At 71.3% G+C, this 25807-nt stretch carries 22 protein-coding genes and 1 tRNA gene; 3 read left to right on the top strand and 20 right to left on the bottom strand.

Annotated elements, in window-relative coordinates; genetic code table 11:
• Positions 1-281: 281 nt before the first annotated feature.
• The 15 genes from DWB77_RS30910 to pgsA form a co-directional block, all read right to left on the bottom strand.
• A complete protein-coding gene (locus tag DWB77_RS30910) occupies positions 282-2798 on the bottom strand; it encodes a RelA/SpoT family protein (protein ID WP_120725172.1) in 2517 nt (838 codons plus the stop codon).
• 194 nt (positions 2799-2992) lie between these two features.
• Positions 2993-3544 (bottom strand): adenine phosphoribosyltransferase, encoded by a 552-nt coding sequence (locus DWB77_RS30905; RefSeq protein ID WP_120725170.1) that lies wholly within the window; start codon positions 3542-3544, stop codon positions 2993-2995.
• On the bottom strand, positions 3541-4638 hold the full coding sequence (gene secF, locus DWB77_RS30900; protein ID WP_120725168.1) for a protein translocase subunit SecF: 1098 nt from the start codon (positions 4636-4638) through the stop codon (positions 3541-3543). The genes DWB77_RS30905 and secF overlap by 4 nt, the downstream gene beginning before the upstream one ends.
• Position 4639: 1 nt before the next feature.
• On the bottom strand, positions 4640-6400 hold the full coding sequence (secD, locus tag DWB77_RS30895; RefSeq protein WP_120725166.1) for a protein translocase subunit SecD: 1761 nt from the start codon (positions 6398-6400) through the stop codon (positions 4640-4642).
• A 141-nt stretch (positions 6401-6541) separates the two neighbouring features.
• Positions 6542-7015 carry a preprotein translocase subunit YajC gene (yajC, locus tag DWB77_RS30890; RefSeq protein ID WP_120725164.1) on the bottom strand — a complete coding sequence of 158 codons (474 nt, stop codon included), beginning with the start codon at positions 7013-7015 and terminating at the stop codon, positions 6542-6544.
• Between the two features lie 164 nt (positions 7016-7179).
• On the bottom strand, positions 7180-8271 hold the full coding sequence (gene ruvB, locus DWB77_RS30885; protein ID WP_120725162.1) for a Holliday junction branch migration DNA helicase RuvB: 1092 nt from the start codon (positions 8269-8271) through the stop codon (positions 7180-7182).
• Between the two features lie 49 nt (positions 8272-8320).
• Positions 8321-8926, bottom strand: coding sequence for a Holliday junction branch migration protein RuvA (gene ruvA, locus DWB77_RS30880; RefSeq protein ID WP_120725160.1), 606 nt, complete (start codon positions 8924-8926; stop codon positions 8321-8323).
• Positions 8923-9453: a crossover junction endodeoxyribonuclease RuvC gene (gene ruvC / locus DWB77_RS30875; protein ID WP_120725158.1), complete on the bottom strand. Its 531-nt coding sequence runs from the start codon at positions 9451-9453 to the stop codon at positions 8923-8925. Before ruvC ends, ruvA begins: the two co-directional genes overlap by 4 nt.
• Before the next feature lie 136 nt (positions 9454-9589).
• Positions 9590-10342, bottom strand: coding sequence for a YebC/PmpR family DNA-binding transcriptional regulator (locus DWB77_RS30870; protein ID WP_120725156.1), 753 nt, complete (start codon positions 10340-10342; stop codon positions 9590-9592).
• Between the two features lie 62 nt (positions 10343-10404).
• A complete protein-coding gene (pdxT, locus tag DWB77_RS30865) occupies positions 10405-10992 on the bottom strand; it encodes a pyridoxal 5'-phosphate synthase glutaminase subunit PdxT (protein WP_120725154.1) in 588 nt (195 codons plus the stop codon).
• Positions 10993-11000: 8 nt separating this feature from the next.
• Positions 11001-11921: a pyridoxal 5'-phosphate synthase lyase subunit PdxS gene (gene pdxS, locus DWB77_RS30860; protein ID WP_120725152.1), complete on the bottom strand. Its 921-nt coding sequence runs from the start codon at positions 11919-11921 to the stop codon at positions 11001-11003.
• A 121-nt stretch (positions 11922-12042) separates the two neighbouring features.
• A complete protein-coding gene (locus DWB77_RS30855) occupies positions 12043-12588 on the bottom strand; it encodes a hypothetical protein (protein WP_120725150.1) in 546 nt (181 codons plus the stop codon).
• 586 nt (positions 12589-13174) lie between these two features.
• Positions 13175-14335, bottom strand: a complete 1161-nt coding sequence (locus DWB77_RS30850) for a glycosyltransferase family 4 protein (RefSeq protein ID WP_120725148.1) — start codon at positions 14333-14335, stop codon at positions 13175-13177.
• Positions 14332-15228: a phosphatidylinositol mannoside acyltransferase gene (locus DWB77_RS30845; RefSeq protein WP_120725146.1), complete on the bottom strand. Its 897-nt coding sequence runs from the start codon at positions 15226-15228 to the stop codon at positions 14332-14334. The genes DWB77_RS30850 and DWB77_RS30845 overlap by 4 nt, the downstream gene beginning before the upstream one ends.
• Entirely contained in the window at positions 15225-15890 is a 666-nt protein-coding gene (pgsA, locus tag DWB77_RS30840) for a phosphatidylinositol phosphate synthase (RefSeq protein ID WP_120725144.1), read from the bottom strand. Before pgsA ends, DWB77_RS30845 begins: the two co-directional genes overlap by 4 nt.
• A gap of 271 nt (positions 15891-16161) precedes the next feature.
• Between pgsA and DWB77_RS30835 the strand changes: the two genes are divergently transcribed.
• Both DWB77_RS30835 and DWB77_RS30830 read left to right on the top strand, forming a co-directional pair.
• Positions 16162-18360: an elongation factor G-like protein EF-G2 gene (locus tag DWB77_RS30835; RefSeq protein WP_120725143.1), complete on the top strand. Its 2199-nt coding sequence runs from the start codon at positions 16162-16164 to the stop codon at positions 18358-18360.
• 164 nt (positions 18361-18524) lie between these two features.
• Positions 18525-20198 (top strand): hypothetical protein, encoded by a 1674-nt coding sequence (locus DWB77_RS30830; protein ID WP_174248652.1) that lies wholly within the window; start codon positions 18525-18527, stop codon positions 20196-20198.
• A gap of 3 nt (positions 20199-20201) precedes the next feature.
• On the opposite strand, the gene DWB77_RS30825 is transcribed toward DWB77_RS30830, so the two are convergent.
• From DWB77_RS30825 to DWB77_RS30810, 4 genes are all read right to left on the bottom strand, one after another.
• Entirely contained in the window at positions 20202-20759 is a 558-nt protein-coding gene (locus DWB77_RS30825; protein ID WP_120725141.1) for an HIT family protein, read from the bottom strand.
• A gap of 110 nt (positions 20760-20869) precedes the next feature.
• Positions 20870-22852: a threonine--tRNA ligase gene (gene thrS / locus DWB77_RS30820; RefSeq protein ID WP_120725139.1), complete on the bottom strand. Its 1983-nt coding sequence runs from the start codon at positions 22850-22852 to the stop codon at positions 20870-20872.
• 99 nt (positions 22853-22951) lie between these two features.
• A complete protein-coding gene (locus DWB77_RS30815) occupies positions 22952-24145 on the bottom strand; it encodes a hypothetical protein (RefSeq protein WP_246033687.1) in 1194 nt (397 codons plus the stop codon).
• Positions 24145-24723, bottom strand: a complete 579-nt coding sequence (locus tag DWB77_RS30810) for a DUF4365 domain-containing protein (protein WP_120725137.1) — start codon at positions 24721-24723, stop codon at positions 24145-24147. Before DWB77_RS30810 ends, DWB77_RS30815 begins: the two co-directional genes overlap by 1 nt.
• Before the next feature lie 191 nt (positions 24724-24914).
• Here DWB77_RS30810 and DWB77_RS30805 point away from each other — a divergent pair, with 191 nt between their 5' ends.
• On the top strand, positions 24915-25640 hold the full coding sequence (locus DWB77_RS30805) for a 3'-5' exonuclease (protein WP_120725135.1): 726 nt from the start codon (positions 24915-24917) through the stop codon (positions 25638-25640).
• Between the two features lie 63 nt (positions 25641-25703).
• Here the strand turns inward: DWB77_RS30805 and DWB77_RS30800 are convergent.
• Positions 25704-25775: transfer RNA gene (locus tag DWB77_RS30800), tRNA-Val, on the bottom strand.
• Between the last annotated feature and the right edge of the window lie 32 nt (positions 25776-25807).

The raw sequence follows: 25807 nt of genomic DNA, 5'->3' as shown, positions 1-25807 counted from the left end.
AAAGGCACTCGTCCTCAATCGCCGGCCAGGCTGAAGATGCCCCCGCACCGGGCAGGCAAGGGGCGCGGGGAACTGCGCGCCCAGCCACGCACAGCCCGCAGACGAAACCGGGGGGCGCCTGGGGCTCCGCCCCAGACCCCGATCGCGCCTAAAGGGCGCTCGTCCTCAAACGCCGGACAGGCTGAGGTGCTGGCCAGCACCGAGCACTTAAGGGCGCGAGGAACTGCGCGACCGGCCACGCGCGGCCCGCACCCGGGGAACGACGCCCCCGGCGCAGGCCACTAGGGCCGCCGCGCCGAAGTCACCCGGTACACGTCGTACACGCCCTCCACGCCACGGACGGCCTTCAGGACGTGCCCCAGATGCTTGGGATCGCCCATCTCGAAGGTGAACCGCGACGTCGCGACCCGGTCGCGGGACGTCTGCACCGCCGCCGACAGGATGTTGACGTGCTGGTCGGACAGGACGCGCGTCACGTCGGACAGGAGGCGCGAGCGGTCCAGCGCCTCGACCTGGATGGCGACCAGGAAGACCGAGGACTGGGTCGGCGCCCACTCGACCTCCAGGATCCGCTCGGGCTGCTGGGACAGCGAGTCCACGTTGACGCAGTCCGCGCGGTGCACGGAGACGCCGCTGCCGCGCGTGACGAAGCCGATGATCGGGTCGCCCGGCACCGGCGTACAGCAGCGGGCGAGCTTGACCCATACGTCGTCGACGCCCTTGACGACCACGCCCGGGTCGGCGTTCTTGCGGCGCTTGCTGCGGCCCCGCGAGGGCGGCGCCGACTCGGCGATGTCCTCGTTGGCGGCCTCCTCGCCGCCGAGCGCCTGCACCAGCTTCTGCACGACGCCCTGGGCGGCGACATGGCCCTCGCCGATCGCCGCGTACAGCGAGGAGATGTCGGGGTAGCGCATCTCGTGGGCGAGGGTGACCAGCGAGTCGCCGGTCAGGATCCGCTGGATCGGCAGGTTCTGCTTGCGCATGGCGCGCGCGATCGCGTCCTTGCCCTGCTCGATCGCCTCGTCGCGGCGCTCCTTGGAGAACCAGCCGCGGATCTTGTTGCGGGCGCGCGGTGACTTGACGAAGCCCAGCCAGTCCCGCGAGGGTCCGGCGCCGGCCGCCTTGGAGGTGAAGACCTCCACCAAGTCGCCGTTGTCCAGGGTGGATTCGAGCGGTACGAGCCGCCCGTTGACCCGCGCCCCTATCGTGCGGTGGCCGACCTCGGTGTGTACGGCGTACGAGAAGTCGACGGGCGTCGAGCCCGCCGGGAGCGCGATGACGTCTCCCTTGGGCGTGAAGACGAAGACCTCGTTGCGCGAGAGGTCGAAGCGCAGCGACTCCAGGAACTCGCTGGGGTCCTCGGTCTCCTTCTGCCAGTCGAGCAACTGGCGCAGCCACGCCATGTCGTTGAGGTGGTCGTCCTTGCCGGTCTTGCGCGGCACGTCGGTACGCACCTTGGAGGCGCCGGCGACGGCCTCCTGCTTGTACTTCCAGTGCGCGGCGATGCCGTACTCGGCGCGGCGGTGCATGTCGAAGGTGCGGATCTGGAGCTCGACCGGCTTGCCGTTGGGGCCGATCACCGTCGTGTGCAGCGACTGGTACATGTTGAACTTGGGCATCGCGATGTAGTCCTTGAACCGGCCGGGGACCGGGTTCCATCGCGCGTGGACGGTGCCGAGCGCCGCGTAGCAGTCGCGGACCGTGTCGACCAGGACGCGGATGCCCACCAGGTCGTAGATCTCCGCGAAGTCACGGCCGCGGACGATCATCTTCTGGTAGACGCTGTAGTAGTGCTTGGGCCGGCCGGTGACGGTCGCCTTGATGCGGGCCGCGCGCAGATCGGACTGGACCTCGTCGGTCACTATGGCCAGGTACTCGTCGCGCTTGGGGGCGCGCTCGGCGACCAGCCGCACGATCTCGTCGTACATCTTGGGGTAGAGGATCGCGAAGGCGAGGTCCTCCAGCTCCCACTTGATGGTGTTCATGCCCAGGCGGTGGGCGAGCGGCGCGTAGATCTCCAGGGTCTCGCGCGCCTTCTTCTCCTGCTTCTCGCGCTTGAGGTACCGCATGGTGCGCATGTTGTGCAGGCGGTCGGCGAGCTTGATGACCAGGACCCGGGGGTCCTTGGCCATGGCGACGACCATCTTGCGTACGGTCTCGGCCTGCGCGGCGTCGCCGAACTGCACCCGGTCGAGCTTGGTGACGCCGTCGACGAGCAGCGCCACCTGGTCGCCGAAGTCGCGGCGCAGGGTGTCCAGGCCGTACTCGGTGTCCTCGACGGTGTCGTGCAGCAGGCCCGCCATCAGCGTGGCCGGGTCCATGCCGAGCTCGGCGAGGATCGTCGTCACGGCCAGCGGGTGCGTGATGTACGGGTCGCCGCTCTTGCGCTTCTGGCCGCGGTGCCAGCGCTCGGCGACCTGATAGGCACGCTCGACCTGGCGCAGCGTGGCGGTCTCGATCTTGGGGTCGTTGCTGCGCACGATCCGCAGCAACGGCTCGAGCACCGGGTTGTACGCGGAGGAGCGCTGCACACCGAGACGGGCGAGGCGGGCGCGCACGCGGTTGGAGGAGCCGCCGGAACGGGACACCGAGCCGGCCGGCACCACCGGCTTGGCGACGGGCGCCGGAGCGGGCGCCTTGGCCGGGGTCTGACCGGACTCGGGCGCCGCGGGCTTCGGCTCGGGCGACGGCTCGGAGGGCGTGGCCGGGGGCTCGGAGGGCGTGGCCGGGGCCGCCGCGGCCTCTGCGGCCTGGGGGTCGGGCTGCGCGGCGGAGAGTGGCTGGGCCTCGTCTGGCAAGAGCGCTCCTCTGGGTCCCCCCGGACGGAGTCCGGGGGAGGGTCCGGGTTCCCCGGGCAGGCCCGGAAGTCCCCATGATATCGAGCCGGACGCCCCGGCTCTCCCCCGGCCGGTGTGACGCTCTGCCAGGAGAAACACCCGAGGCGGGCACCGGATTCCTCCGGGCCCGCCTCGGTGCTGTCGCGACCGCTCGGTCAGACGGTGATCAGGGCGTCCAGCGGGGCGCCCCGCAGGGCCGGCTCCAGGCGCTCCCGGCCGCCGAGGAAGCCGAGCTCCATCAGGACCGCGACTCCGGCGACCTCGGCCCCGGCCCGGCGGATCAGTTCGAGGCAGGCCCCGGCGGTGCCGCCGGTGGCCAGCACGTCGTCGATGACCAGGACGCGGTCGCCCGCGCCGAGGTCCTCGGCGTGCACCTCGATCTCCGCGGTGCCGTACTCCAGCTCGTACGCCTGCTTGAGCGTGGCTCCGGGGAGCTTGCCCGCCTTGCGTACGGGGATGAAGCCGATCCCGGCGCGCACCGACACGGGGGCCGCCAGGATGAAGCCGCGCGCCTCCAGGCCGACGATCTTCGTCGCCCCGTGCTGGACGCACAGCGCGGCGAGCGCGTCGGTGAGGGCCGTGAACGCCCGCGGGTCCGCGAGCAGCGGGGTGATGTCCTTGAACAGCACGCCCGGCTTCGGATAGTCCGGCACGTCACGGATGCGGCTGAGCAACAGCCCCACGGTCTCGGTGGAGACGCTGGTCATCGGCGCTTCCCCCGGTTGTTGCGGCTCGGCTGGCGGCGCTGGCCGACGACCGCGCCCGCGGTCTGCGGGTCGTCGTCCTCGTCGAGCGGGGAGTCGTCCTGCGGCTCCTCGGTCTCGCCCTTGGCGGCGGCCGCCGCGCGCTTGGCGAGCACCCGCTTCTTGAGGGCCTTCATCTCCGGCATGGTCTCCTTCAGGTCGGCGACCAGCGGAGTGGCGATGAAGATCGAGGAGTACGCGCCGGCGGCGAGGCCGACGAACAGCGAGAGCGAGATGTCGTTCAGCATGCCGGCGCCGAGGACGCCACCACCGATGAACAGCAGACCCGCGACCGGGAGCAGCGCCACGACCGTGGTGTTGATGGAGCGGACCAGGGTGCCGTTGAGGCTCTTGTTCGCCATCTCGCTGTAGGTGACCCGGGTCTGCTTGGTGATCCCCTTCTGGCCCTCCTTGAGTCCGTCGAAGACGACGACGGTGTCGTAGAGGGAGTAACCGAGGATGGTGAGCAGACCGATCACGGTGCCCGGGGTGACCTCGAAACCGACCAGGGCGTAGATGCCGACCGTGATCGTGAGGTCGTGGATCAGGGCGACCAGGGCCGCGAGCGCCATCCGCCACTCGAAGGCGATGGCCAGGTAGATCACCACGAGGATCATGAAGACGATCAGGCCCGTCCAGGCCTTCTTGGCGATCGTCTCGCCCCAACTCGGGCCCACCAGATCGGCGTTGATGGTGTTCGCGTCGACCTTGAGGTCCTTCGCGAGCTCCTTCTTGATCTGGTCGGACTTGCCGGTGTCGATGCCGCCGATGGTGATGCGGATCGTGCCGTCGCCGAGCTTCTGGGCGATCGCGTCGTGACCGGAGGCCGCTTCGGCCGCGCTCTCCGCCTGCGCGGCGGACATCGAGGTCTTGGGGGTGGTGAAGGCCGCGCCGCCCTCGAACTCGATGCCCATCGTCAGGCCGCGCACCGCCAGGCCCACGATGGCCGTGATGGTGATCAGGATCGAGATGCCGTACCAGATCTTCCGCTTGCCGACGAAGTCGTAACCGACCTCACCGCGGTACAGCCTGGCGCCGAGAGTGCCGAGCTTCGACATCTCACGCCTCCTTCGGGTTGTCGACGGGGGCGGAGGTGGTGCGGCGGGCCCGGCGCAGCGGCGGCTTGGCGCCGAGCCGCTTGGGGTCGAGGCCGGACCACGGGTGGCCGTTCGCGAAGAAGGGGCGGCGGGCCAGCAGGGTCATCACCGGCTTCGTGAAGAGGAAGACGACGACGACGTCGAGCAGGGTGGTCAGACCCAGCGTGAACGCGAAGCCCTGGACCTTGCCGACGGTCACCACGAAGAGCACGGCGGCGGCGAGGAACGACACGAAGTCGGAGACCAGGATGGTACGCCGGGCGCGCGGCCAGGCCCGCTCCACGGCGGGACGCAGGGTGCGGCCCTCGCGGATCTCGTCACGGATGCGTTCGAAGTACACGATGAACGAGTCCGCGGTGATGCCGATGGCGACGATGGCGCCGCAGACCGCGGGCAGGTTCAGCGCGAAGCTGATGGTGGGGCCGAGCAGCGTCATGATCGCGTAGGTCAGGATCGCCGAGACGACGAGGCTGAGGATGGCGATCGTGGCGAGGCCGCGGTAGTAGGCCACCAGGTAGATGATGACCAGCGCGAGGCCGATGGCGCCCGCGATCAGACCGGCGTGCAGCTGGTCGGCGCCGAGCGCCGCGGTCACGGTGGTGACGCCCTGCTCCTGGAAGGAGAGCGGCAGCGCACCGTAGGAGAGCACGTTGGCCAGGTCCTGGGCGGACGCCTGGGTGAAGTTGCCGGAGATCTCGGCGGAGCCGCTGAGCGTGGAGCTCACGGTGGGGGCCGAGACGACCTGGTTGTCCAGCGCGATGGCGAAGCGGTTGTTCGGGTACTGCTGCTGGGAGAGCTTGCCGGTGATCGCCGCGAACTTCTTCGAGCCGCCGCCGGTGAAGTCCATCTGAACGATCCACTGACCGTTCTGCTGGTTGATCACGGCCTGCGCCTTGGAGACGTCGGTGCCGTCGACCTCGGCCGGACCGAGGATGTACTTCTCCTGGCCGTCCTTGTCGCACGCCACGGTCGGCTCGGAGGACTTGGCGCCCTCGGCGGCCTTGGAGCGCGCTTCCTTGGTGGAGCAGTCGAGCGCCGCGAACTGGGCCTGGAGCTTGGCCGCGGCCGCCGAGTCGCCGGAGGCCGACGGGTTCGGCGCGGGCGTGCTCGGCTTGCTCGCGCCGGGCGTGGGCGTACCGGGGGCCTTGAGGGCGTCGGTGAGGGCGCGGCCCTGGGGCGTGCCGGCGGAGCTCGGCTTGCCCGCGCTCGGCGTGGCCTTGCCCGAGGCGTTCGGGCTCGCCTTGCCGGAGGGCGTGGGCGTGGCCTCGCCGGAGGGGCTCGGGGAAGCGCTCGGGGTGGGCGGGGCCGCCGTCGGCTGGGCGGTCAGGACCGGCCGGAAGTACAGCTTGGCGGTCTGGCCGACCTGCTGGCGGGCCTGCTCCGAGTTCGTACCCTTGGGGATGTTGACAATGATGTTGTCACTGCCCTGGGTCTGGACCTCGGCCTCGCTGACGCCAAGACCATTGACGCGGCGGTTCATGATCTGGACCGCGGTGTCCATGTTCTTCTTGTTGATCGCCGACTCCTGGCCGGGCTCCGCCTTGGCCTTGAGCGTGATGCTCGTGCCGCCGGCGAGGTCGATGCCCAGCCTCGGTGTGGTGGTGTGGGATAGGAACATCCCACCGGTGAGCGCGACCATGGCGATGAGGATGAAGGCCAGGGCACGGCCCGGCTTGCTCTGACCCCCCGCCGCCGGCCTTCGGCCCTTGTTCGGTGCTGCCACCTTGTCGTTTCTCCCTGTCCAACCGCCCTGCGCCGGGTGTGCGCGTGGGCGGCCACGAAGTGTTGTGGGGACGTCCCCCGGGGAAGTGGGCGCGCTCGGGGACCGCACGCGCCGGTCGGGCGCCGCGGTCCCGGTGCGTGACTACTTCGTGTCGGCCCCGCCGTCGGCCTTGCCGTCCTTGCCGTCCTTGGGCGCGGCGGCGTCCTCCGCCTCGTCCTTCTTGCCCAAATCGATCTTGGCGTCCTCGGCGACCGCGGCGTCGGCCTCGGCGGCCTCGGTGCTCTCCGTCAGCGAGGAGGCGTCGTCCGGCACCGCCGGGAGCTGCTCCTCGGTGTCACCGTGGACGATCCGGTTGTACTCCTCGTCGCTCAGGACCGCGCCGATGGCGTTCTTGGCGTAGACGGCGTGGACGCCGGGCGCCACCTCCAGGAGGACCGTCTCGTCGCCGATCTCCTTGACGGTGGCGTACATGCCCCCGATGGTGCGGACACCGGTGCCGGGCTGCATCTCGTTGCGCATGGCGGCAGCCGCCTGCTGCTTCTTCTTGGCGGACCGGGTCATCAGGAACATGGCCCCGATAAGCACAATGAAGGGGAGGAGAGTGATAGGGCTCACGGGACGGAACTTCCTTCGCATGACCGCACCGGGGGCGCGGCCTGATCTGGGGGTGGGTACGCCGGCCTGGAAGGGCGGCATCGGCGGAGTCTAAGCGAGTCCGCACAGATGGAACAACGCCCAGCATCCCACCGGGGTTCCTCGCCGTGCGACCCTCCGCGCCGTCACGCCCCGAACAGCCCCTGTTGTCCGCTTCCTGCCGCGCCACCGCCCTGCTGCGGCGGTACGAGGCCGAGGTGGGCCCAGGCGGCGGGCGTGGCCACCCGGCCGCGCGGGGTGCGGGCGAGCAGCCCCTCCCGGACCAGGAAGGGCTCGGCCACTTCCTCCACCGTCTCGCGCTCCTCCCCCACCGCGACCGCGAGCGTCGACAGGCCCACCGGGCCGCCGCCGAACAGTTTCAGGAGGGCTTGCAGGACGGCCCGGTCCAGCCGGTCGAGACCGCGGGCGTCCACCTCGTACACCCCGAGCGCGAGGGAGGCGATCTCGAGGGTGATGACGCCGTCCGCCTTGACCTGGGCGTAGTCGCGCACCCGGCGCAGGAGCCGGTTGGCGATGCGCGGGGTGCCCCGGGAGCGGCCCGCGATCTCGGCGGCGCCCGCCGGCTCGATCTCCACGTCGAGCAGCCGGGCCGAGCGGTGGATGACCCGCTCCAGCTCGGCGGGCTCGTAGAACTCCATGTGTCCGGTGAACCCGAACCGGTCGCGCAGCGGGGGCGGCAGCAGGCCGGCCCGGGTGGTGGCGCCGACCAGGGTGAAGGGCGGCAGCTCCAGCGGGATGGCGGTGGCGCCGGGGCCCTTGCCGACGATGACGTCGACCCGGAAGTCCTCCATCGCCATGTAGAGCATCTCCTCGGCGGGCCGCGACATCCGGTGGATCTCGTCGAGGAAGAGGACCTCGCCCTCCTGGAGGGAGGACAGGATCGCGGCGAGGTCGCCCGCGTGCTGGATGGCCGGGCCGCTGGTGATGCGGATCGGGGCGCCCATCTCGGCGGCAATGATCATCGAGAGGGTGGTCTTGCCGAGGCCCGGGGCGCCGGAGAGCAGGACGTGGTCGGCGGTGGCGCCACGGGCCCGGGCCGCGCGCAGGACCAGGTCGAGCTGCTCGCGGACCTTCTCCTGGCCGACGAACTCCTCCAGGTCCTTGGGGCGCAGGGCGGCCTCGACGGCGGTGTCCTCCCCGTCGGCGTCGGCCCCGACGAGGCGGTCGCCGGCCGTCGCGGACAGGTCCGCCGTGTCGGAGCCGTCTTCCCAGTTCATGACGTGTGCCTCGGATCGTGGTCGCGGTGGGCGGTGCGGGCGGTCGCGTTCAGCGGGCGCGGTTCAGGGTTTGCAGGGCGGCCTTGAGGAGGGCTCCGACGTTCGGCTTCTCCGAGGCCTCGGCCTGGGGCGCCACCGCCGAGACCGCCTCGTCCGCCTCGCGGGGCGCGTAGCCGAGCCCGACGAGGGCCGCGTGCAGCTGGTCGCGCCAGCCGGAGGCGGCCGGGGCGCCGGCCGACGGTGCGTTACCGACGGGCGCGCCGAGCCGGTCCTTCAACTCGATGAGCAGCTTCTGGGCGCCCTTCTTGCCGATGCCCGGGACCGCGGTGAGCGCCTTCTCGTCGCCACTGGCGAAGGCGCGGCGCAGCGCGTCCGGGGTGTGCACCGACAGGACCGCCTGGGCGAGCCGGGGGCCGACGCCGTTGGCGGTCTGGAGCAGTTCGAAGACCTGCTTCTCGTCGTCGTCGGCGAAGCCGTACAGGGTCAGCGAGTCCTCCCGCACGACCAGGGAGGTGGCGAGCTTGGCGTGCTGGCCGATGCGCAGTTCGGCCAGGGTGTTGGGCGTGCACTGGAGGGCCATGCCGATGCCGCCGACCTCGACCACCGCGGTGTCGGGTGCGAGGGCGGCGACCGGGCCGCTGACGAAGGCGATCATCGGGTGACCTTCCGTACGGAGTGCTGGGCGTGGGCCTGTTGGAGCCGGTTGAGCGCGGGGGCGCGCCAGATGTGGCAGATGGCGAGGGCCAGCGCGTCCGCCGCGTCGGCCGGTTTGGGCGGGGCGTCGAGCCGCAGCAGCCGGGTCACCATCGCGCCGACCTGTGCCTTGTCGGCCCGGCCGCTGCCGGTGACGGCGGCCTTGACCTCGCTGGGGGTGTGCAGGGCGACGGGGATGCCGCGCCGGGACGCGCACAGCATGGCGACCGCGCTCGCCTGGGCGGTGCCCATCACGGTGCGCACGTTGTGCTGGCTGAACACCCGCTCCACGGCGACGAATTCGGGCCGGTGGGCATCGAGCCACTCCTCGATGCCGCGCTCGATGGCGACGAGGCGATGGCCCAACTCCGCGTCCGCCGGGGTCCGTACGACGCCGACGCCGAGCATCGTCAGGGGCCGGCCCGCGAGCCCCTCGACCACGCCGACGCCACATCGCGTCAGACCCGGGTCCACCCCCAGTACGCGCACGGCGCCTCCCCTTGACGATCTCGGACCCTTGACGATCTTCGACTTCCTGCCAGGCTATCCGCTGCCACTGACAACGGCGGCGGGCCGATGGGACGTGTCCCATCGGCCCGCCGAAAACGCTCAGCCCGCGGCAGCGCTACGCGTCGACCTTCGCCATGACCTCGTCGGAGATGTCGAAGTTGGCGAAGACGTTCTGGACGTCGTCGCTGTCCTCCAGCGCGTCGATCAGCTTGAAGATCTTCCGCGCGCCCTCCTCGTCCAGCTCGACCTGCATGGTCGGGACGAAGTTGGAGTCGGCGGAGTCGTAGTCGAAGCCGGCCTCCTGGAGCGCGGTGCGCACCGCGACCAGGTCGGTCGCCTCGGAGATGATCTCGAAGGACTCACCGAGGTCGTTGACTTCCTCCGCGCCGGCGTCCAGAACCGCGTTCAGGACGTCGTCCTCGGAGAGTTCACCCTTGGGCAGCACGATGACGCCCTTGCGGTTGAACAGGTACGAGACGGACCCCGGGTCGGCCATCGAGCCGCCGTTGCGGGTCATCGCGACACGTACGTCGGAGGCGGCACGGTTGCGGTTGTCGGTGAGGCACTCGATGAGCACCGCGACACCGTTCGGGCCGTAACCCTCGTACATGATCGTCTCGTAGTCGGCACCGCCCGCCTCGAGACCGGCGCCGCGCTTGAGCGCGGAGTCGATGTTCTTGTTGGGCACCGACTGCTTCTTCGCCTTCTGTACGGCGTCGAAGAGGGTCGGGTTGCCGTCGATGTCGGCGCCCCCGGTGCGGGCCGCGACCTCGATGTTCTTGATCAGCTTCGCGAAGAGCTTGCCGCGCTTGGCATCGATCACGGCCTTCTTGTGCTTCGTCGTAGCCCATTTAGAGTGGCCGGACATCTGCCTGTCTCCTTCGCGTAACCCATTCTGCGTCGTTCGGCAGAGATCCTACCGGGACCCTGTCACCGGGCGGCGCGCACCATGTCCACGAACAGCTCGTGCATGCGGTGGTCGCCCGTGAGCTCGGGGTGGAACGAGGTCGCCAGCGCGTTCCCCTGGCGCACGGCCACGATGTGGCCGCCGTGCTCGGCCAGCACCTGGGTCGCGGCGCCCACGGACTCGACCCAGGGGGCGCGGATGAACACGCCTTCCACGGGGCCGACGCCCGCGACCTCGACGGTCGCCTCGAACGACTCGTTCTGGCGGCCGAAGGCGTTGCGGCGAACGATCATCTCGATGCCGCCGATGGTCTCCTGGCCCGAACGCGGGTCGAGGATCTTGTCGGCAAGCATGATCAGCCCGGCGCAGGTGCCGTACACGGGCATGCCCGCCCGCACCCGCTCGCGCAGCGGCTCCAGCATGCCGAACAGCGCGGCGAGCTTGGAGATGGTGGTGGACTCGCCGCCGGGGATGACCAGGCCGTCCACCTCGGCGAGCTCCTCGGGACGCCTGACCGGCCTGGCCACGGCGTCCGCCGAGGCCAGGGCGATGAGGTGCTCCCGTACGTCGCCCTGGAGGGCCAGGACACCGATCACGGGGGTGTTCGTCATGGTGGTGACTACCAACCGCGGTTGGCGTAGCGCTCGGTCTCGGGCAGCGTGTCGCAGTTGATGCCGACCATGGCCTCGCCCAGGTTGCGGGAGGCATCCGCGATGATCTTCGGGTCGTCGTAGAAGGTGGTGGCCTTCACGATAGCGGCGGCGCGCTTGGCCGGGTTGCCCGACTTGAAGATGCCGGAGCCGACGAAGACGCCCTCGGCGCCGAGCTGACGCATCAGGGCCGCGTCGGCCGGGGTGGCGACGCCACCGGCGGAGAACAGCACCACGGGGAGCTTGCCGAGCTCGGAGACTTCCTTGACCAGCTCGTACGGGGCGCGCAGCTCCTTGGCGGCGGCGTACAGCTCGTTGTTGTCGAAGCCGCGCAGCTTGGCGATCTCGTTCTTGATCTGGCGCAGGTGGCGGACGGCCTCGACGACGTTGCCGGTGCCGGCCTCGCCCTTGGAGCGGATCATGGCCGCGCCCTCGGCGATGCGGCGCAGGGCCTCGCCCAGGTTGGTGGCGCCACAGACGAACGGCGTGGTGAAGGCGAACTTGTCGCTGTGGTTGACCTCGTCGGCCGGGGTGAGGACCTCGGACTCGTCGATGTAGTCGACGCCGAGGGACTGGAGGACCTGGGCCTCGACGAAGTGGCCGATGCGGGACTTGGCCATCACCGGGATGGAGACCGCGGCGATGATCTCCTCGATCATGTTCGGGTCGGACATCCGGGCCACGCCGCCGTCCTTGCGGATGTCGGCCGGAACCCGCTCCAGGGCCATGACGGCGACGGCGCCCGCGTCCTCGGCGATCTTCGCCTGCTCGGCGTTGACCACGTCCATGATCACACCGCCCTTGAGCTGCTCGGCCATGCCGCGCTTGACGCGGGCGGTGCCGAGGGCGGGGCCGTCGGAGTGGGGGGTGCTGGAAGGGGTGCTGGACACGGAGCGCCTCACTGAGTGAAGAAGGGGATTCTGCTTCCCCGAGCCAACCCCGGCCGAGCAGTCCACATCAAGGGCCAATGCTCAGCCGGTGGATCGTTTTCGCCGGTGGGCCGGGGTGGCTTCAGGTGCCCGGGCGGTCGGCCAGTGCCGTCGGCGGCGCGTCGTCCATCTCGAACGCGAGCGGGAACGGCGCGTGTCCGGCGAGCCGCAGCCAGCGCACCGTGCGGTGCCTGCGCAGGGCGCGCGCCGCGCGCACCGCGTCATTGTGGAAGCGCCGGGCCATCGGCACCCTGCGCACCGCCTGCGCCAGTTCCTCGGCGGCCTCCACCCCGCCGGGCGCCTCGCGTACGGCGTCGACCTGCGCGGGCTCCCCGAAGACGGCGCGCAGCGCCTGGCTGAGCTCGCTCTCGGCGACCTCCCGGTGCTCCTCCTCCGCCTGGCGCGCGGCGTGCGCGGCCTCGTACAGCACGATGGAGGCGGCCGGGTCGAGCACCCCGCTGGTGGCGAGTTCCTGGGTGACCGAGGCGCGGCGCAGCAGTTGGGCGTCGAGGGAGGCGCGGGCCAGGTCGATGCGGGCGTGCAGCCGGTCGAGCCGGCCGGCGGTCCAGCTGAGGTAGAGGCCGATCGCGGCGAGGGCGACGACGATCCAGATGAGGGTTACGGTCACGGACCGCAAGGCTACCGGGCCGCCCGGGCCCGCCAGCCCGCTCGACTGCCCAGCGCTGGCCCACGCGGGCCCCCTCGGCACGCTCCGCTCTGCGCCGGCCCACGCGGGCCACCTCAACCCGCTCGGCCGCTCAGCCCTGGCCCATGCTGGCCCTCGCCCGCTCGGCTACTCAGTGCTGGCCCATGCGGGCAACCCCCGCCCGCTCAGCCCCGGCCCACGCGGGCAATCCCAGCCCGTCCGGCGTTTGAGGACGAGGGCCGTTCAGGCCCGAAACAGGGGCCGGGGCCAACCCCGGCACACCCCGCTTTCGGCTGCGGACCGTGCCCGCGTCTCGCGCAGTTCCCCGCGCCCCTGGCAGGACCGGCCCTCGGCAGGGCGACCTGGCGAGCCCCGCTCGGCCGCTCAACCCTGGCCCATGCTGGCCCTCGCCCGCTCGGCCGCTCAGTCCCGGCCCATGCGGGCAACCCCCGCCCGCTCAACCCCGGCCCACGCGGGCAAACCCAGCCCGTCCGGCGTTTGAGGACGAGGGCCGTTCAGGGCCGAGACGGGGGCCGGGCGGGGTTGGGAGGGGGACCGGCGCCCGGGGTCAGTCGCGCGCCAAGCCGAACCGCGCCCGGAACCCCGTGCGTTCGTCCGCCGCGACCACCGCGGCCCCGTGCGTCACCGTCTCGTACACCGCCAGGATGTCCGCCCCGACCGTCGCCCAGTCGAAGCGCCGCACATGGGCCGTGCCTCGCTCGCTGAGGCCCGCGCGGCGGGCCGGGTCGCCGAGCAGGCGTACCGCGGCCGAGGCCAGCGCGTCCGCGTCCTCGTTGGCGAAGAGGTCCCCGGCCGCGCCCTGGTCCAGGACCTGCGCGAAGGCGTCCAGATCGCTGGCGAGGACCGCGGCGCCCGCCGACAGCGCCTCGACCAGGATGATGCCGAAGCTCTCGCCCCCGGTGTTGGGGGCGACGTAGACGTCCACGCTGCGCAGCAGCCGCGCCTTGTCCTCGTCGCTCACCATGCCCAGGAACTCGACCCGGGAGCGCATCTCGGCCGGAAGCGAGGCCACCGCCTCCTCCTCGTCGCCGCGGCCCGCGACCAGCAGCCGCGTCTCGGGGCGCTCGGCGAGGATCTTGGGCAGCGCCCTCATCAGGACCGGCAGGCCCTTGCGGGGCTCGTCGATGCGGCCGATGAAGCCGAGGGTCCCGCCCTGCCACTCCTTCTTGGGCTCGGCCTTGGCGAAGAAGTCGACGTCGACGCCGTTGGGGATCACCACGGCGTCACCGCCCAGGTGTTCCACCAGCGTGCGCCGTGCGTACTCGCTGACCGCGATGCGCGCACTGATCTTCTCCAGGGCGGGCTGGAGGATCGGGTACGCCGCGATCATCGCGCGGGAGCGGGGGTTGGAGGTGTGGAAGGTCGCCACGATGGGCCCCTGCGCGGCCCAGCAGGACAGCAGGCCGAGCGAGGGCGAGGCCGGCTCGTGGATGTGGATGACGTCGAAGGTGCCGTCGTGCAGCCAGCGCCGCACCCGGGCGGCCGACAGGAACCCGAAGTTGAGCCGCGCCACCGAGCCGTTGTACGGCACCGGGACGGCCCGGCCGGCCGACACGACGTACGGGGGCAGCGGAGTCTCGTCGTCGGCCGGGGCCAGGACGGACACGTCGTGGCCCAGGCGGATCAGGTGGTCCGCCAGGTCCCTGATGTGGAACTGGACGCCACCGGGGACGTCCCACGAGTACGGACAGACGATGCCGATCTTCACGGCCGTCGCTCCTCCAGGTCCGCGAGCCACAGGCGTTGCAGCATGTGCCAGTCCTCGGGGTGGTCGGCGATTCCGGTGGCGAAGGCGTCTGCCATCGCCTGTGTCATGGAGGACGTCCTGGAGGCCCGGTCACCTGTCTCGGGCACCTCGATGGGCGCGTGCACCCGGCCCTTCATGACGGGCGTCTCGTCGTACCAGAGCGTCACCGGCAGGAGCACCGCGCCGGTCTGCTGGGCCAGCATGGCGGGCCCGGCCGGCATCCGGGCCGTCTCGCCGAAGAACTTGACCTCGACGCCGGAGGCCGACAGGTCGCGGTCGGCGACCAGGCAGACCAGGCCGCCCGCGCGCAGCCGGCGGGCGAGTATGCCGAAGGCGGCGCCGCCGGTGTGCGGCAGCACCTCCATGCCGAGGCCCTCGCGGTAGGCGACGAAGCGGTCGAAGAGGGTCTCGGGCTTGAGGCGCTCGGCGACCGTGGTGAAGGCGATGTCCAGCTTGGTGGTGACCCAGGCGCCGGCGAGGTCGTAGTTGCCCATGTGGGGCAGCGCGGCGACGACACCGCGCCCGGAGGCCAGCGCGTCGTTCAGGTGGTGGACGTCCTCGGGCACGAAGCCGTTCCTCATCCGGTCCCTGCTCCACGCGGGCAGCCGGAAGGACTCCATCCAGTACCGCATGTACGAGCGCATCCCGGCCCGGGAGAGTTCGGCGAGCCGGGCCGGGGCGGCGTCGGGCACGACGCGCGCCAGGTTGGACTCCAGGCGCAGCACGCTCGTGCCGCGCCGCTTCCACACCTGGTCCGCGATGCGCCGTCCCAACCCGTTGGCAACGGGTTCCGGCAGCTTCTTCACGGTGGCCCAGCCCAGGCCGTAGAGCGCGTCGGTCAGTTGGTCCTTCACGCGTCCGCCCCGTCGGCCGTCCGGGCCGCGGCCGCGTCGGCCTCCTCGGATTCCCGGCGCACGGTCACCACGCGCTGGATCAGCGTGATCAGGCTGCCCACGGCGACGATCCACAGCGCGATGGGGAGCAGCACCTGGATGCCCGGCACCCCGAACGCGTGGAGTCCGGCGAGGCCCGCGGCGACCAGCGAGATGACGAGCCGTTCGGCGCGCTCGACCAGGCCGTTGACCGCGACCGGCAGGCCGATCGCCTCGCCGCGCGCCTTGGTGTACGACACCACCTGGCCGCTGGCCAGGCAGAAGATGGCCACCGCGCACAGGACGTCGTTGTCGCCCCGCCCGGCGTACCAGAGGGCGAAGCCGCCGAAGATCGCGCCGTCGGCGACCCGGTCGAGCGTGGAGTCGAGGAAGGCCCCCCAGCGGCTGGAGATCCCGGCCTGGCGGGCCATGTTGCCGTCGACCAGGTCGGAGAAGACGAAGAGGGTGATGACGATCGTGCCCCAGAAGAGCTCTCCGCGGGGGAAGAAGACCAGCGCACCCGCCATCACTCCGGCCGTGCCGATGAGGGTCACCGCGTCGGGGCTGACTCCGCGGCGGAGCAGAAATGCGGCGAACGGCGTGAGGACACGCGTGAAGAATGCACGCGCGTACTTGTTCAGCATGGCCTTCCCGAGGGGTCGGTGTGGCCGCGCGGCCCCTGCTGGCCACCGGCCGACCCATCGTAGCCACGACTGCGCTGCCGTACCGCCGGGCACCCGCCGGGGGCCCCTCGACCCGCCGACGTGGCGCGATCGCGTACGACGTATGGACGCACCGTGAGCGGAGTGGAAAGCTCGAATTATCGCGGGCGTCGCAGATGCCGCCTCCGCACGCGGAGTCCGCGTGTCCGCGCCCCTCACGACCTCACCGCGCACGAAACCGGGAGGAACGGACATGGGCGACAGGGCGAACGCACACCCCGGGGCCGCCGGCAGGGCCCCAACGGCCGACCACCCCGCATTTCTGCGGAATGTGGTGCTGGTCGGCCACAGCGGATCCGGCAAGACCACACTGGTGGAGGCGCTCGCGCTGGCGGCGGGGGCCGTCACCCGCGCGGGCCGGGTCGAGGACGGCGCCACCGTCTCCGACTACGACGAGATCGAGCACCGGCAGCAGCGTTCCGTACAGCTGTCGCTGGTGCCGGTCGAATGGGGCGGCTTCAAGATCAACCTCTTGGACACCCCCGGATACGCCGACTTCGTCGGGGAGCTCAGGGCCGGTCTGCGCGCGGCGGACGCGGCCCTCTTCGTGGTCTCGGCCGCGGACGGCGTGGACGGTTCGACCCGGATGGTCTGGGACGAGTGCGCGGCCGTCGGGATGCCACGGGCCATCGTGATCACGCATCTGGAGGCGGCCCGCGCCGACTTCGACGCCATGACCGCGATCTGCGCCGAGGCGTTCGGCGGCGACGACCCCGACGCGGTGCTCCCGCTGTACCTGCCCGTGCACGGCGCGCCGGGCTCGGACGGTCACGCCCCGGTGACCGGTCTGATCGGGCTGCTCTCGCAGCGGGTCTTCGACTACGAGTCCGGCGAACGCAAGGAGACCCAGCCCGACGCGGCCCAGCTCCCCCTGATCGAGGAGGCCCGCAACCGGCTCATCGAGGGGATCATCGCGGAGAGCGAGGACGAGACGCTGATGGACCGCTATCTGGGCGGCGGGGAGATCGACTTCTCGTCCCTCGTGGCGGACCTGGAGCGAGCGGTCGCACGCGGCACCTTCCATCCCGTGCTCGCCGCCGCTCCGGCCGCCGAGGGCGCCCGGCAGGGCATCGGCACGGTCGAACTGCTCGAACTCGTCACCGGCGGCTTCCCCTCTCCCCTGGAGCGGGTGGCGCCCGAGCTCACCACCCCCGAGGGCAAGCCGCGCCCGGCCCCCGCCTGCGCGGTCGACGGGCCCCTGGTGGCCGAGGTGATCAAGACGTCCTCCGACCCGTATGTGGGCCGGATCAGCCTGGTGCGGGTCTTCTCCGGCACGCTGCGTCCGGACGAGACGGTGCACGTGTCCGGCCACGGCATGGCGGACCGGGGTCACCAGGACCACGACGTGGACGAACGCGTCGGCTCCCTGTCGTCGCCGTTCGGCAAACAGCAGCGCCCGCTCACCCGGTGCGTCGCGGGAGACCTGGCGTGCGTGGCGAAGCTGTCCAGGGCCGAGACCGGCGACACCCTGTCCGCGAAGGACGACCCGCTCCTGATGTCCCCCTGGGACATGCCCGACCCGCTGCTGCCGCTGGCCATCGAGGCCCACAGCAAGGCCGACGAGGACAAGCTCTCCCAGGGGCTGGCCCGACTGGTGGCCGAGGACCCCACGATGCGGCTCGAACAGAACCCGGCCACCCACCAGCTGGTCCTGTGGTGCCTGGGCGAGGCCCACAAGGAGGTGGCCCTGGAGCGGCTGCGCGGCCGGTACGGCGTCCAGGTCGACGTCGTCCCGCACAAGGTGTCGCTGCGCGAGACCTTCGGAGCGAAGGCGGCCGGGCGCGGCCGGCACGTCAAACAGTCGGGCGGGCACGGGCAGTTCGCGATCTGTGAGATCGACGTGGAGCCGCTGCCGCCGGGCAGCGGCATCGAGTTCGTGGACAAGGTGGTGGGCGGCTCCGTGCCGCGCCAGTTCATCCCCTCGGTCGAGAAGGGCGTACGGTCCCAGGCGGCCAAGGGGGTGGCAGCGGGCCATCCGCTCGTCGACGTGCGCGTCACCCTGGTGGACGGCAAGGCCCACTCGGTGGACTCCTCCGACGCCGCGTTCCAGACCGCGGGCGCGCTGGCGCTGCGCGAGGCGGCCGCCGAGGCCCGCATCGACCTGCTGGAACCGGTCGCCGAGGTCCAGGTGCTGGTCGCCGACGACTACGTGGGCCCCGTGATGAGCGATCTGTCCGGGCGCCGGGGCCGGGTGGTCGGCACCGAGCAGGCCGGCGGGGGGCGCACTCTGGTGCGCGCCGAGGTGCCGGAGATCGAGATCGGCCGGTACGCCCTCGACCTCAGGTCGCTCTCGCACGGCACCGGCCGCTTCGGCCGCCGGTACGTGCGGCACGAGGCGATGCCGCCCCAGCTCGCCGACAAAATGCGCGAACAGGCCGAAGAGGGGCGGTAATTGACAGGTCCTCAGAAATCCGTCCGCCGCGCGTGCCGTGCGGCGGACGGCATTGCGATGTCCCCTGACGGGCGAGCCCCGTCCCCGATACGCTGTGGTGCCGGTTCAGCAGGTGTGCGGGGCACGGTAGTCGGGAACAGGCCGCAGAGCGACGGTGTGCGGCGATGGGGGCGGCAGTGACGACGGAAGAGCCATTCTTCGACTTCTTGCCCAGGCCGCAGGTGCCGCTCCAGGGCGGCGCGGGCCAGACGGCGGCGACCCAGGCGCTCGCCTCGGCCGCGTACCGGGACAGCCCGGTGCAGGACATACTCAAGGCCAACAGCGAGTGGCACGAGTCCACGGTCACCAAGGGCAGGCTCTCGCTGCTCGAACCCAACCTCGGCGAGGCGTTCGCACGCGCCGTGCAGTCCCGGATGCTCGGCGCCACCCGCAAGGGCATCATCCAGTCCTTCGGCACCGAGCCGGGCACCATCGTCGAGCACTGCCTGGCCTCGATCCGCATCCGTAAGGAGCGGGACACCAAACTCACCCTGGTGATGGCCGTGTTCGGGCTGCTCTTCCTGCCGGGGATGCTGCTGTGGCTCGCGGTGTTCCAGTTGCGCCGCACCCTGGCGGGGGCCAAGGACCGGCGGGCCGGCGCGCTCGGCACGGTCCTGCTCGGCGCGGCCGGGGTGCTCGCCGTGCTCTTCCTGATCAAGCTGCCCTTCACCGGCCTTCTCGGGCTCTATCTGCGCGCCATGATCGTGGCCCCGATCATCGGCTGGTACTGGGCGAAGGTCATCTGCGAGAAGACCGCGCGCGATCTGCGCTCCCGCTGGGACAGCCTGCTCGGCGGCGGGGGCGTCGGCGCCAAGATCCCTGAGGCGGTGCCCAAGAGCGCGGCGGCCGGATCCGCGGAACAACTGCGCCAGTCGCTGGTCAAGCTGGCCGCGGAGGACCAGAGCAACATCGTCTTCTACGCGGGCCCCAAGGGCATACTCGGCATGGGCACCCGCTGGGGAAGCTGGCAGCTCGCGGAGGAGCTGGAGCCCAAGGAGGCCGGCAAGGAGATCCACGGCTTCCGCAGCTGGGACGTCATACGCGCCATCCAGGACCGCCTCCAGCTCCTGGAGCGCGGCCCCCTGCACACCGGCGGCTTCCCCACCCCCTCAATCAGGAATTGGGTGGTCTCGCCGATCGGCGAGGGCGCCAAGGAGGTGTCACGGCCCAGCGGCCAGGACATCGACAACTTCCAGGTGCGCCAGCACGAGATACAGCGCATCTGCAACGAGCAGCAGTTCTCCAGCGGCAACCGCCACTACCTCGGCGTCCAATTCACGCTCTGGGACGGCCAGTTGGTCATCACCATGATGGTCACCGTCACCGTGCTGCACGAGACGCTGAGGATCGAGGTGACCGGGCACGCCCTCGGCCCGGTGCACGCCCTGTTCACCACCAAGCCCGCGCCCAAGACGAAGGAGGTCGACAAGGCCTTCAAGTTCTGGGAGAAGAAGACGGTCCAGTTGCCCCTGGTGGACGCCTCCGAGGTGGTGCGCCTGGCCGCACGCGCCCCGCTGACCTGGTTTCCGCCCGTGCTCGACCACCTGGGCGGCCGGATAGCGCTGCCCGAGCCGTTCGGGCTGCGGCACGCCTGGGCGGACAAGCCCTGGCGTCACCGCTTCATGGCCGACGACGCGATGCGCGCCGCGACGCCGGTGCTGCGGGTGGTGCACTCCGCCGCCATGAAGGTGCTGGACGAGCACGGAGTGAACACCGACCGCTTCACCAACCGCTCGATGATCCTCAGCGGCATGGTGCAGGACCCGGCGCCGCGGAAGGCGGACGTGTACGACGCGTGAGGGCTAGCGCGGCCAGGCGTCGGCCAGCATCGCGCGGGTGTCCGCGAGGAGTTGGGGCAGCACCTTGGTGTGGCCGACGACCGGCATGAAGTTGGTGTCGCCGCCCCAGCGCGGCACGATGTGCTGGTGCAGATGGGCGGCGATCCCGGCGCCGGCCACCGAGCCCTGGTTCATCCCGATGTTGAACCCGTGCGCCCCGGAGGCGGCCCGCAGCGCGGTCATCGCCTGCTTGGTGAGCTCGGCGAGCTCCAGCGTCTCGGCCGCGTCCAGCTCCGTGTAGTCGGCGACGTGGCGGTAGGGCACGACCATCAGGTGCCCGCCGTTGTACGGGTAGAGGTTGAGCACCGCGTACACGTGCTCGCCCCGCTTGATGATCAGCCCGTCCTCGTCCGACTTCGCGGGAAGCGAGCAGAACGGACATCCGTCGCCGGACTCCGGCCCCGTCGGCTTGTTCTCGCCCTGGATGTAGGCCATCCGGTGGGGCGTCCACAGGCGCTGGAACGCGTCCTGCGTCCCCACTCCGATCTGCTGCTCCGGCTCAGTCGTCATGATGTGCAGCATATGACTTCGACCGCCCCGGGCGTCGCCCGGGTGGCCGATGCCGCGACGCACGAGGTCCCCGGGAAGACGGGCTTCCCGGGGACCTCAAAGCTCGCGCGGGCGGGGAGGGCTCAGACCTGCACGCGACGCTCCACCACGTCCACGAGCTTGGCCAGCGCCTCGTCGCGCGGGATGCCGTTCTCCTGCGAGCCGTCGCGGTAGCGGAAGGAGACGGTGCCCGCGGCCATGTCCTCGTCACCGACGATGATCATGAAGGGGACCTTCTGCTTCTGCTGGTTGCGGATCTTCTTCTGCATCCGGTCCGAGGACGCGTCCACGTCGACCCGCAGCCCCTTCTTCTTCGCCTCGGCGGCGAACTCCCGCAGGTAGGGGATGTGGGCGTCGCCGATCGGGATGCCGACCGCCTGGACCGGGGCCAGCCACGCCGGGAAGGCGCCCGCGTAGTGCTCCAGGAGCACCGCGAAGAACCGCTCGATGGAACCGAACAGGGCGCGGTGGATCATGACCGGCTGCTGCTTGGTGCCGTCCGAACCGGTGTATTCGAGGCCGAAGCGCTCGGGCTGGTTGAAGTCGACCTGGATGGTCGACATCTGCCAGGACCGCCCGATGGCGTCCTTGGCCTGCACCGAGATCTTCGGCCCGTAGAACGCGGCGCCGCCCGGGTCCGGGACGAGCGGCAGGTTCTGCTTCTCGGCCGCCAGGCGCAGCGCCTCGGTGGCCTCCTCCCAGGCCTCGTCGGTGCCGATGAACTTGTCCGACTCCGGGTCGCGGGTGGACAGTTCGAGCTCGAAGTCGTTCAGGCCGTAGTCGCGCAGCAGGTCGAGCACGAAGGTCAGGAGCGAGTCGAGCTCCTGCGGCATCTGCTCCTTGGTGCAGTAGATGTGCGAGTCGTCCTGGGTGAAGCCGCGCGCGCGGGTCAGGCCGTGCACCACGCCGGACTTCTCGTAGCGGTAGACCGTGCCGAACTCGAAGAGCCGCAGCGGGAGTTCGCGGTAGGAGCGGCCGCGCGCCTTGAAGATCAGGTTGTGCATGGGGCAGTTCATCGCCTTGAGGCGGTAGTTCTGCCCGTCGAACTCGACCGGCGGGAACATGCCGTCGCCGTAGTGCGGCAGGTGCCCCGAGGTGACGAAGAGCTCTTCCTTGGAGATGTGCGGGGTGTTCACGAACTCGTAGTCGGCGTCCTCGTGCTTCTGGCGCGAGTACGCCTCCATCTCCCGCCGGACGATGCCGCCCTTGGGGTGGAAGACCGCGAGGCCGGAGCCCAGCTCCTCGGGGATGGAGAAGAGGTCGAGCTCGGCGCCGAGCTTGCGGTGGTCGCGCTTCTCGGCCTCGGCGAGGAACTCCAGGTGCGCCTTGAGCTCTTCCTTGGTCGGCCAGGCGGTGCCGTAGATGCGCTGGAGCATCGGGTTCTTCTCGCTGCCGCGCCAGTAGGCGCCGCCCGAGCGCATCAGCTTGAACGCCGGGATGTTCCGGGTGGTCGGCAGGTGGGGGCCGCGGCAGAGGTCCTTCCAGCACAGCTCGCCGGTCTTGGCGTCGAGGTTGTCGTAGATGGTGAGCTCGCCGGAGCCGACCTCCGCGTCCGCGCCGTCGGCGGCCTGGGCCGCGTTGCCCTTCAGGCCGATGAGCTCCAGCTTGTACGGCTCGTCGGCGAGCTCGACGCGGGCCGCCTCGTCGGTGGTGACGCGGCGCGAGAAGCGCTGGCCGCGCTTCTGGATCTCCTGCATCTTCTTCTCGATGGCCTTGAGGTCCTCGGGCGTGAACGGCTTCTCGACATCGAAGTCGTAGTAGAAGCCGTCACGGACCGGCGGGCCGATGCCGAGCTTGGCCTCGGGGTGGAGCTCCTGGACCGCCTGGGCCATGACGTGCGCGGTGGAGTGGCGCAGGATGTTCAGGCCGTCCTCGGAGGAGATCTCGACGGGCTCGACCTCCTCGCCGTCCCGCACCTCGTACGCGAGGTCCTTCAGCTCGCCGGCCACGCGGGCCGCGACGACGGTGCGCTCACCGGCGAAGAGCTCGGCCGCCGTCGTGCCCGTCGTCACCACGCGCTCTTCCCGCTCGGAATCGCGTTGGATGATCACACGGACGTCTGACACCGGACTTCTCCTGCCGTAGGGGGGCGCGCAGCGCGTGTCGCGTACGCGGGACGATCCTACCGAGCCGGTGGGCCGTGCCGCGAAACGGATACGGGCCGCTCAGCCGTCCGCCGGGTCCGGTTCCGCTCCGCAGGCCTCCTCGAAGAAGTCGAGGTTCTCCTGGAGCGACTTCATCAGCCGGTCCCGCTCGGCGTCGTCGACCTGGACGGGGGTGACCTCGCCCGCGCCGGACAGCCGCCGGAACCCGCCCCGGCTCTCCAGGCGCCCCACGACCCGGACCGGCAACCCGACCAGATGGGCGTGGCCGGCGATCCGGTACGCCTCCTCGTCCAGCTCCACCCGTACGTACGGGACCTCCGCGCCCGCCAGCACCCGCAGCCGTACGACTCCGGGGCCGCGCGGCGCCGAGCGGCGCAGCCGCACCACGGCGCCGGTGATCCGCACCGGAAGGGAGGGCTCGTCGCCCAGGTAGCGGGCGCCGGCGGCGCGCAGGGCGGGCAAGTCGCCGGGTGAGAAGTCGACGGGTTCAGGCCGGGCCGCACACCCGGGGGGCGCGCCGGCCGCGGGCGCCCAGGCGAGGGCGATCCGTACGCCTTCGGTGCCGTGCACCAGGGCGACCACGGCCTCGGTCAGCTCCCGGCTCACACCGGCCCGCACGGCCGCGTCGAAGGCCTCCATGCCTCCGGTGGTGCGCTGGTAGTCGACGGCGTCGCGCACCGCGTTGAGGCCTGCGTAGAGCCGCACCACCGCGGGCCGCCCGGTGGCCGTCGGCACGAAGGCGGTGAGCCCGCCGCCGCTTCCCGGCTCGACGAGGACGCCTTCGAGGGAGGCGAGGGCCTGTCCGCGATGGCGCGCCCCGTGGTACCCGGCGGGTCCGCGCACCGCGAGCGCGCCGGCGAGCAGCATCCGGTGGGCCGCGCCGCGCAGGCGTTCCTGCTCGCTCCAGGAGGCGGTGCCGGCCGGTCCTTCGGGCACCTCGCGCCACCAGCGCACCTCGTCGCTGGGGACCGCGAGCGAGACCAGCACCTCGCGGGCGGAGGGCGCGGCGCTGCGGGCGAGGGCGGTGAGGGCCTCGCCGAGCAGGTCGTCGCTGTCGGGATAGGCCCGGCTCTCGGGGACCAGCAGGCTCGTGCCGGATCCGGCCGGGCCGGGCGGCGTCCAGCGGGCGTAGCGGCCGGCTGCTCCCCCGCGCCGGCGCCAGCCGTGCCGGTGCAGCAGCGCCCCGAGCACCGCGGGGTCGACCGGGCCGGGCAGCGGCGGGTTCCCGCCGGGTTCGTCGTCGAGCCGACGCATCAGGGCCTCCCTCCCACCCCGACCCGCGTCATGATCTCGCAGAGCGCGCGGTCGTCGAAGATCCGCGTGGTCGGTATGCGCACCGTGGTCCTGCGCCGGCCGGTCACCGGGTGCCCGGCCAGATTGATCCAGTAGCAGCAGTGCCGAAGGGCCAGTCGGTCGTGGCCCGCGCGCAGCCACTCGTCCCGGCTCCTGGGCGCCACCATCACGACCAGGATCTTGTGCACCGACACGGGTGTGCGGGCCAGCTTCACCAGGTGGTCGTTGTCCAGCGTGAAGGAGAAGGTCCCGCCCGGCGGATGCGGCGGGATCTGGTAGGTGCACTTGAGCTGCACCTTGATCGTCACTTCGTCGTCGACGGTGTGGCCGGGGGCGCTGTGGCTCACGTGCCAGTCGATCCCGTTGTCCGGGAACGGCTGCGACAGCGAACACCCCGCTGCCGCCGCCACCGCGTGCAGGTAGCCCACCTGAAGGGTCTCCATGCAGGCGGTGGTGGCGAGCGAGCCGCGCAGCGGTGCGATCCGCTCGGGCAGCAGACCGTGCCCGGGCGCGGCCGGATCGGGCTGCGCGAGCGCCATGGCTGTCGTATGCCTTCCGGAACCGTGCCGAACTTTTTCCATGACGGTCCGTCACATCCCGTGCCCGTCATCTGTGTTGTCTCCGAACTCGGCACCCCGCAAACGGCGTATGCCGCAAACGGCCCGGGTATCACGGAATCGGGCAGGGGATGCACGCCATCTGCCGGAAGTGCGCGAGGAGTTGAGTAGACATGACGTGCTGGTACGAGGGTCCCCTGGCGGCGTTCGACACGGAGACGACCGGGGTGGACGTGGAGGGCGACCGGATCGTGTCGGCCGCGCTGGTGGTCCAGGACGGGGCGGGGGCGCGGCCCCGCTCGACGCGCTGGCTGGTGAATCCGGGGGTGCCCGTCCCGGCGGGTGCGACCGCCGTCCACGGGCTGACCGACGGGCACCTCCAGTTGAACGGCCGCTGGCCGGCTCCCGTGATGGACGAGATAGCCAAGGGCCTGGCCGAGCAGTGCATGGCGGGACGGCCGCTGGTGATCATGAACGCGCCGTTCGATCTGACGCTCCTGGACCGGGAGTTGAAGCGCCATCGCGCCGCCCCGCTCGCCCACTACCTGGGCCAGAACCCGCTGCGCGTGCTCGACCCCCGGGTCCTGGACAAGCACCTGGACCGCTATCGCAAGGGCCGCCGCACCCTCGCCGACCTGTGCGAGCACTACGGCGTGACGCTGGAGGGCGCCCACGACGCGTCCGCCGACGCCCTGGCCGCCCTGGAGGTCGTACGGGCGGTGGGGCGCAGGTTCGCGGCCCGCCTGGAGCGGCTCACGCCGACCGAGTTGCACACCCTCCAGGCGACCTGGCACGCGGCGCAGGCGCGCGGCCTCCAGGCGTGGTTCACCCGGCAGGGCACGCCGGAAGTGGTGGACACGGCGTGGCCGCTGCGGCCCGAACTCCCGGCGGCCGCCTGAGCGTTGACGGCGAAGTCGACAGCAAAAAGGCCGGCCCGTCGATGACGGACCGGCCTTTCCCGGTGGGCGATACTGGGTTCGAACCAGTGACCTCTTCGGTGTGAACGAAGCGCTCTCCCACTGAGCTAATCGCCCGGGAACGCACCGAACAATACAGGCCCCCGGGC

The organism is Streptomyces hundungensis, from assembly GCF_003627815.1.
In the GTDB taxonomy this organism is placed as follows: Bacteria; Actinomycetota; Actinomycetes; order Streptomycetales; family Streptomycetaceae; genus Streptomyces; species Streptomyces hundungensis_A.
Note: the sequence above shows the minus strand (reverse complement) of the source record. Positions and strands in the feature narration are given on the sequence as shown.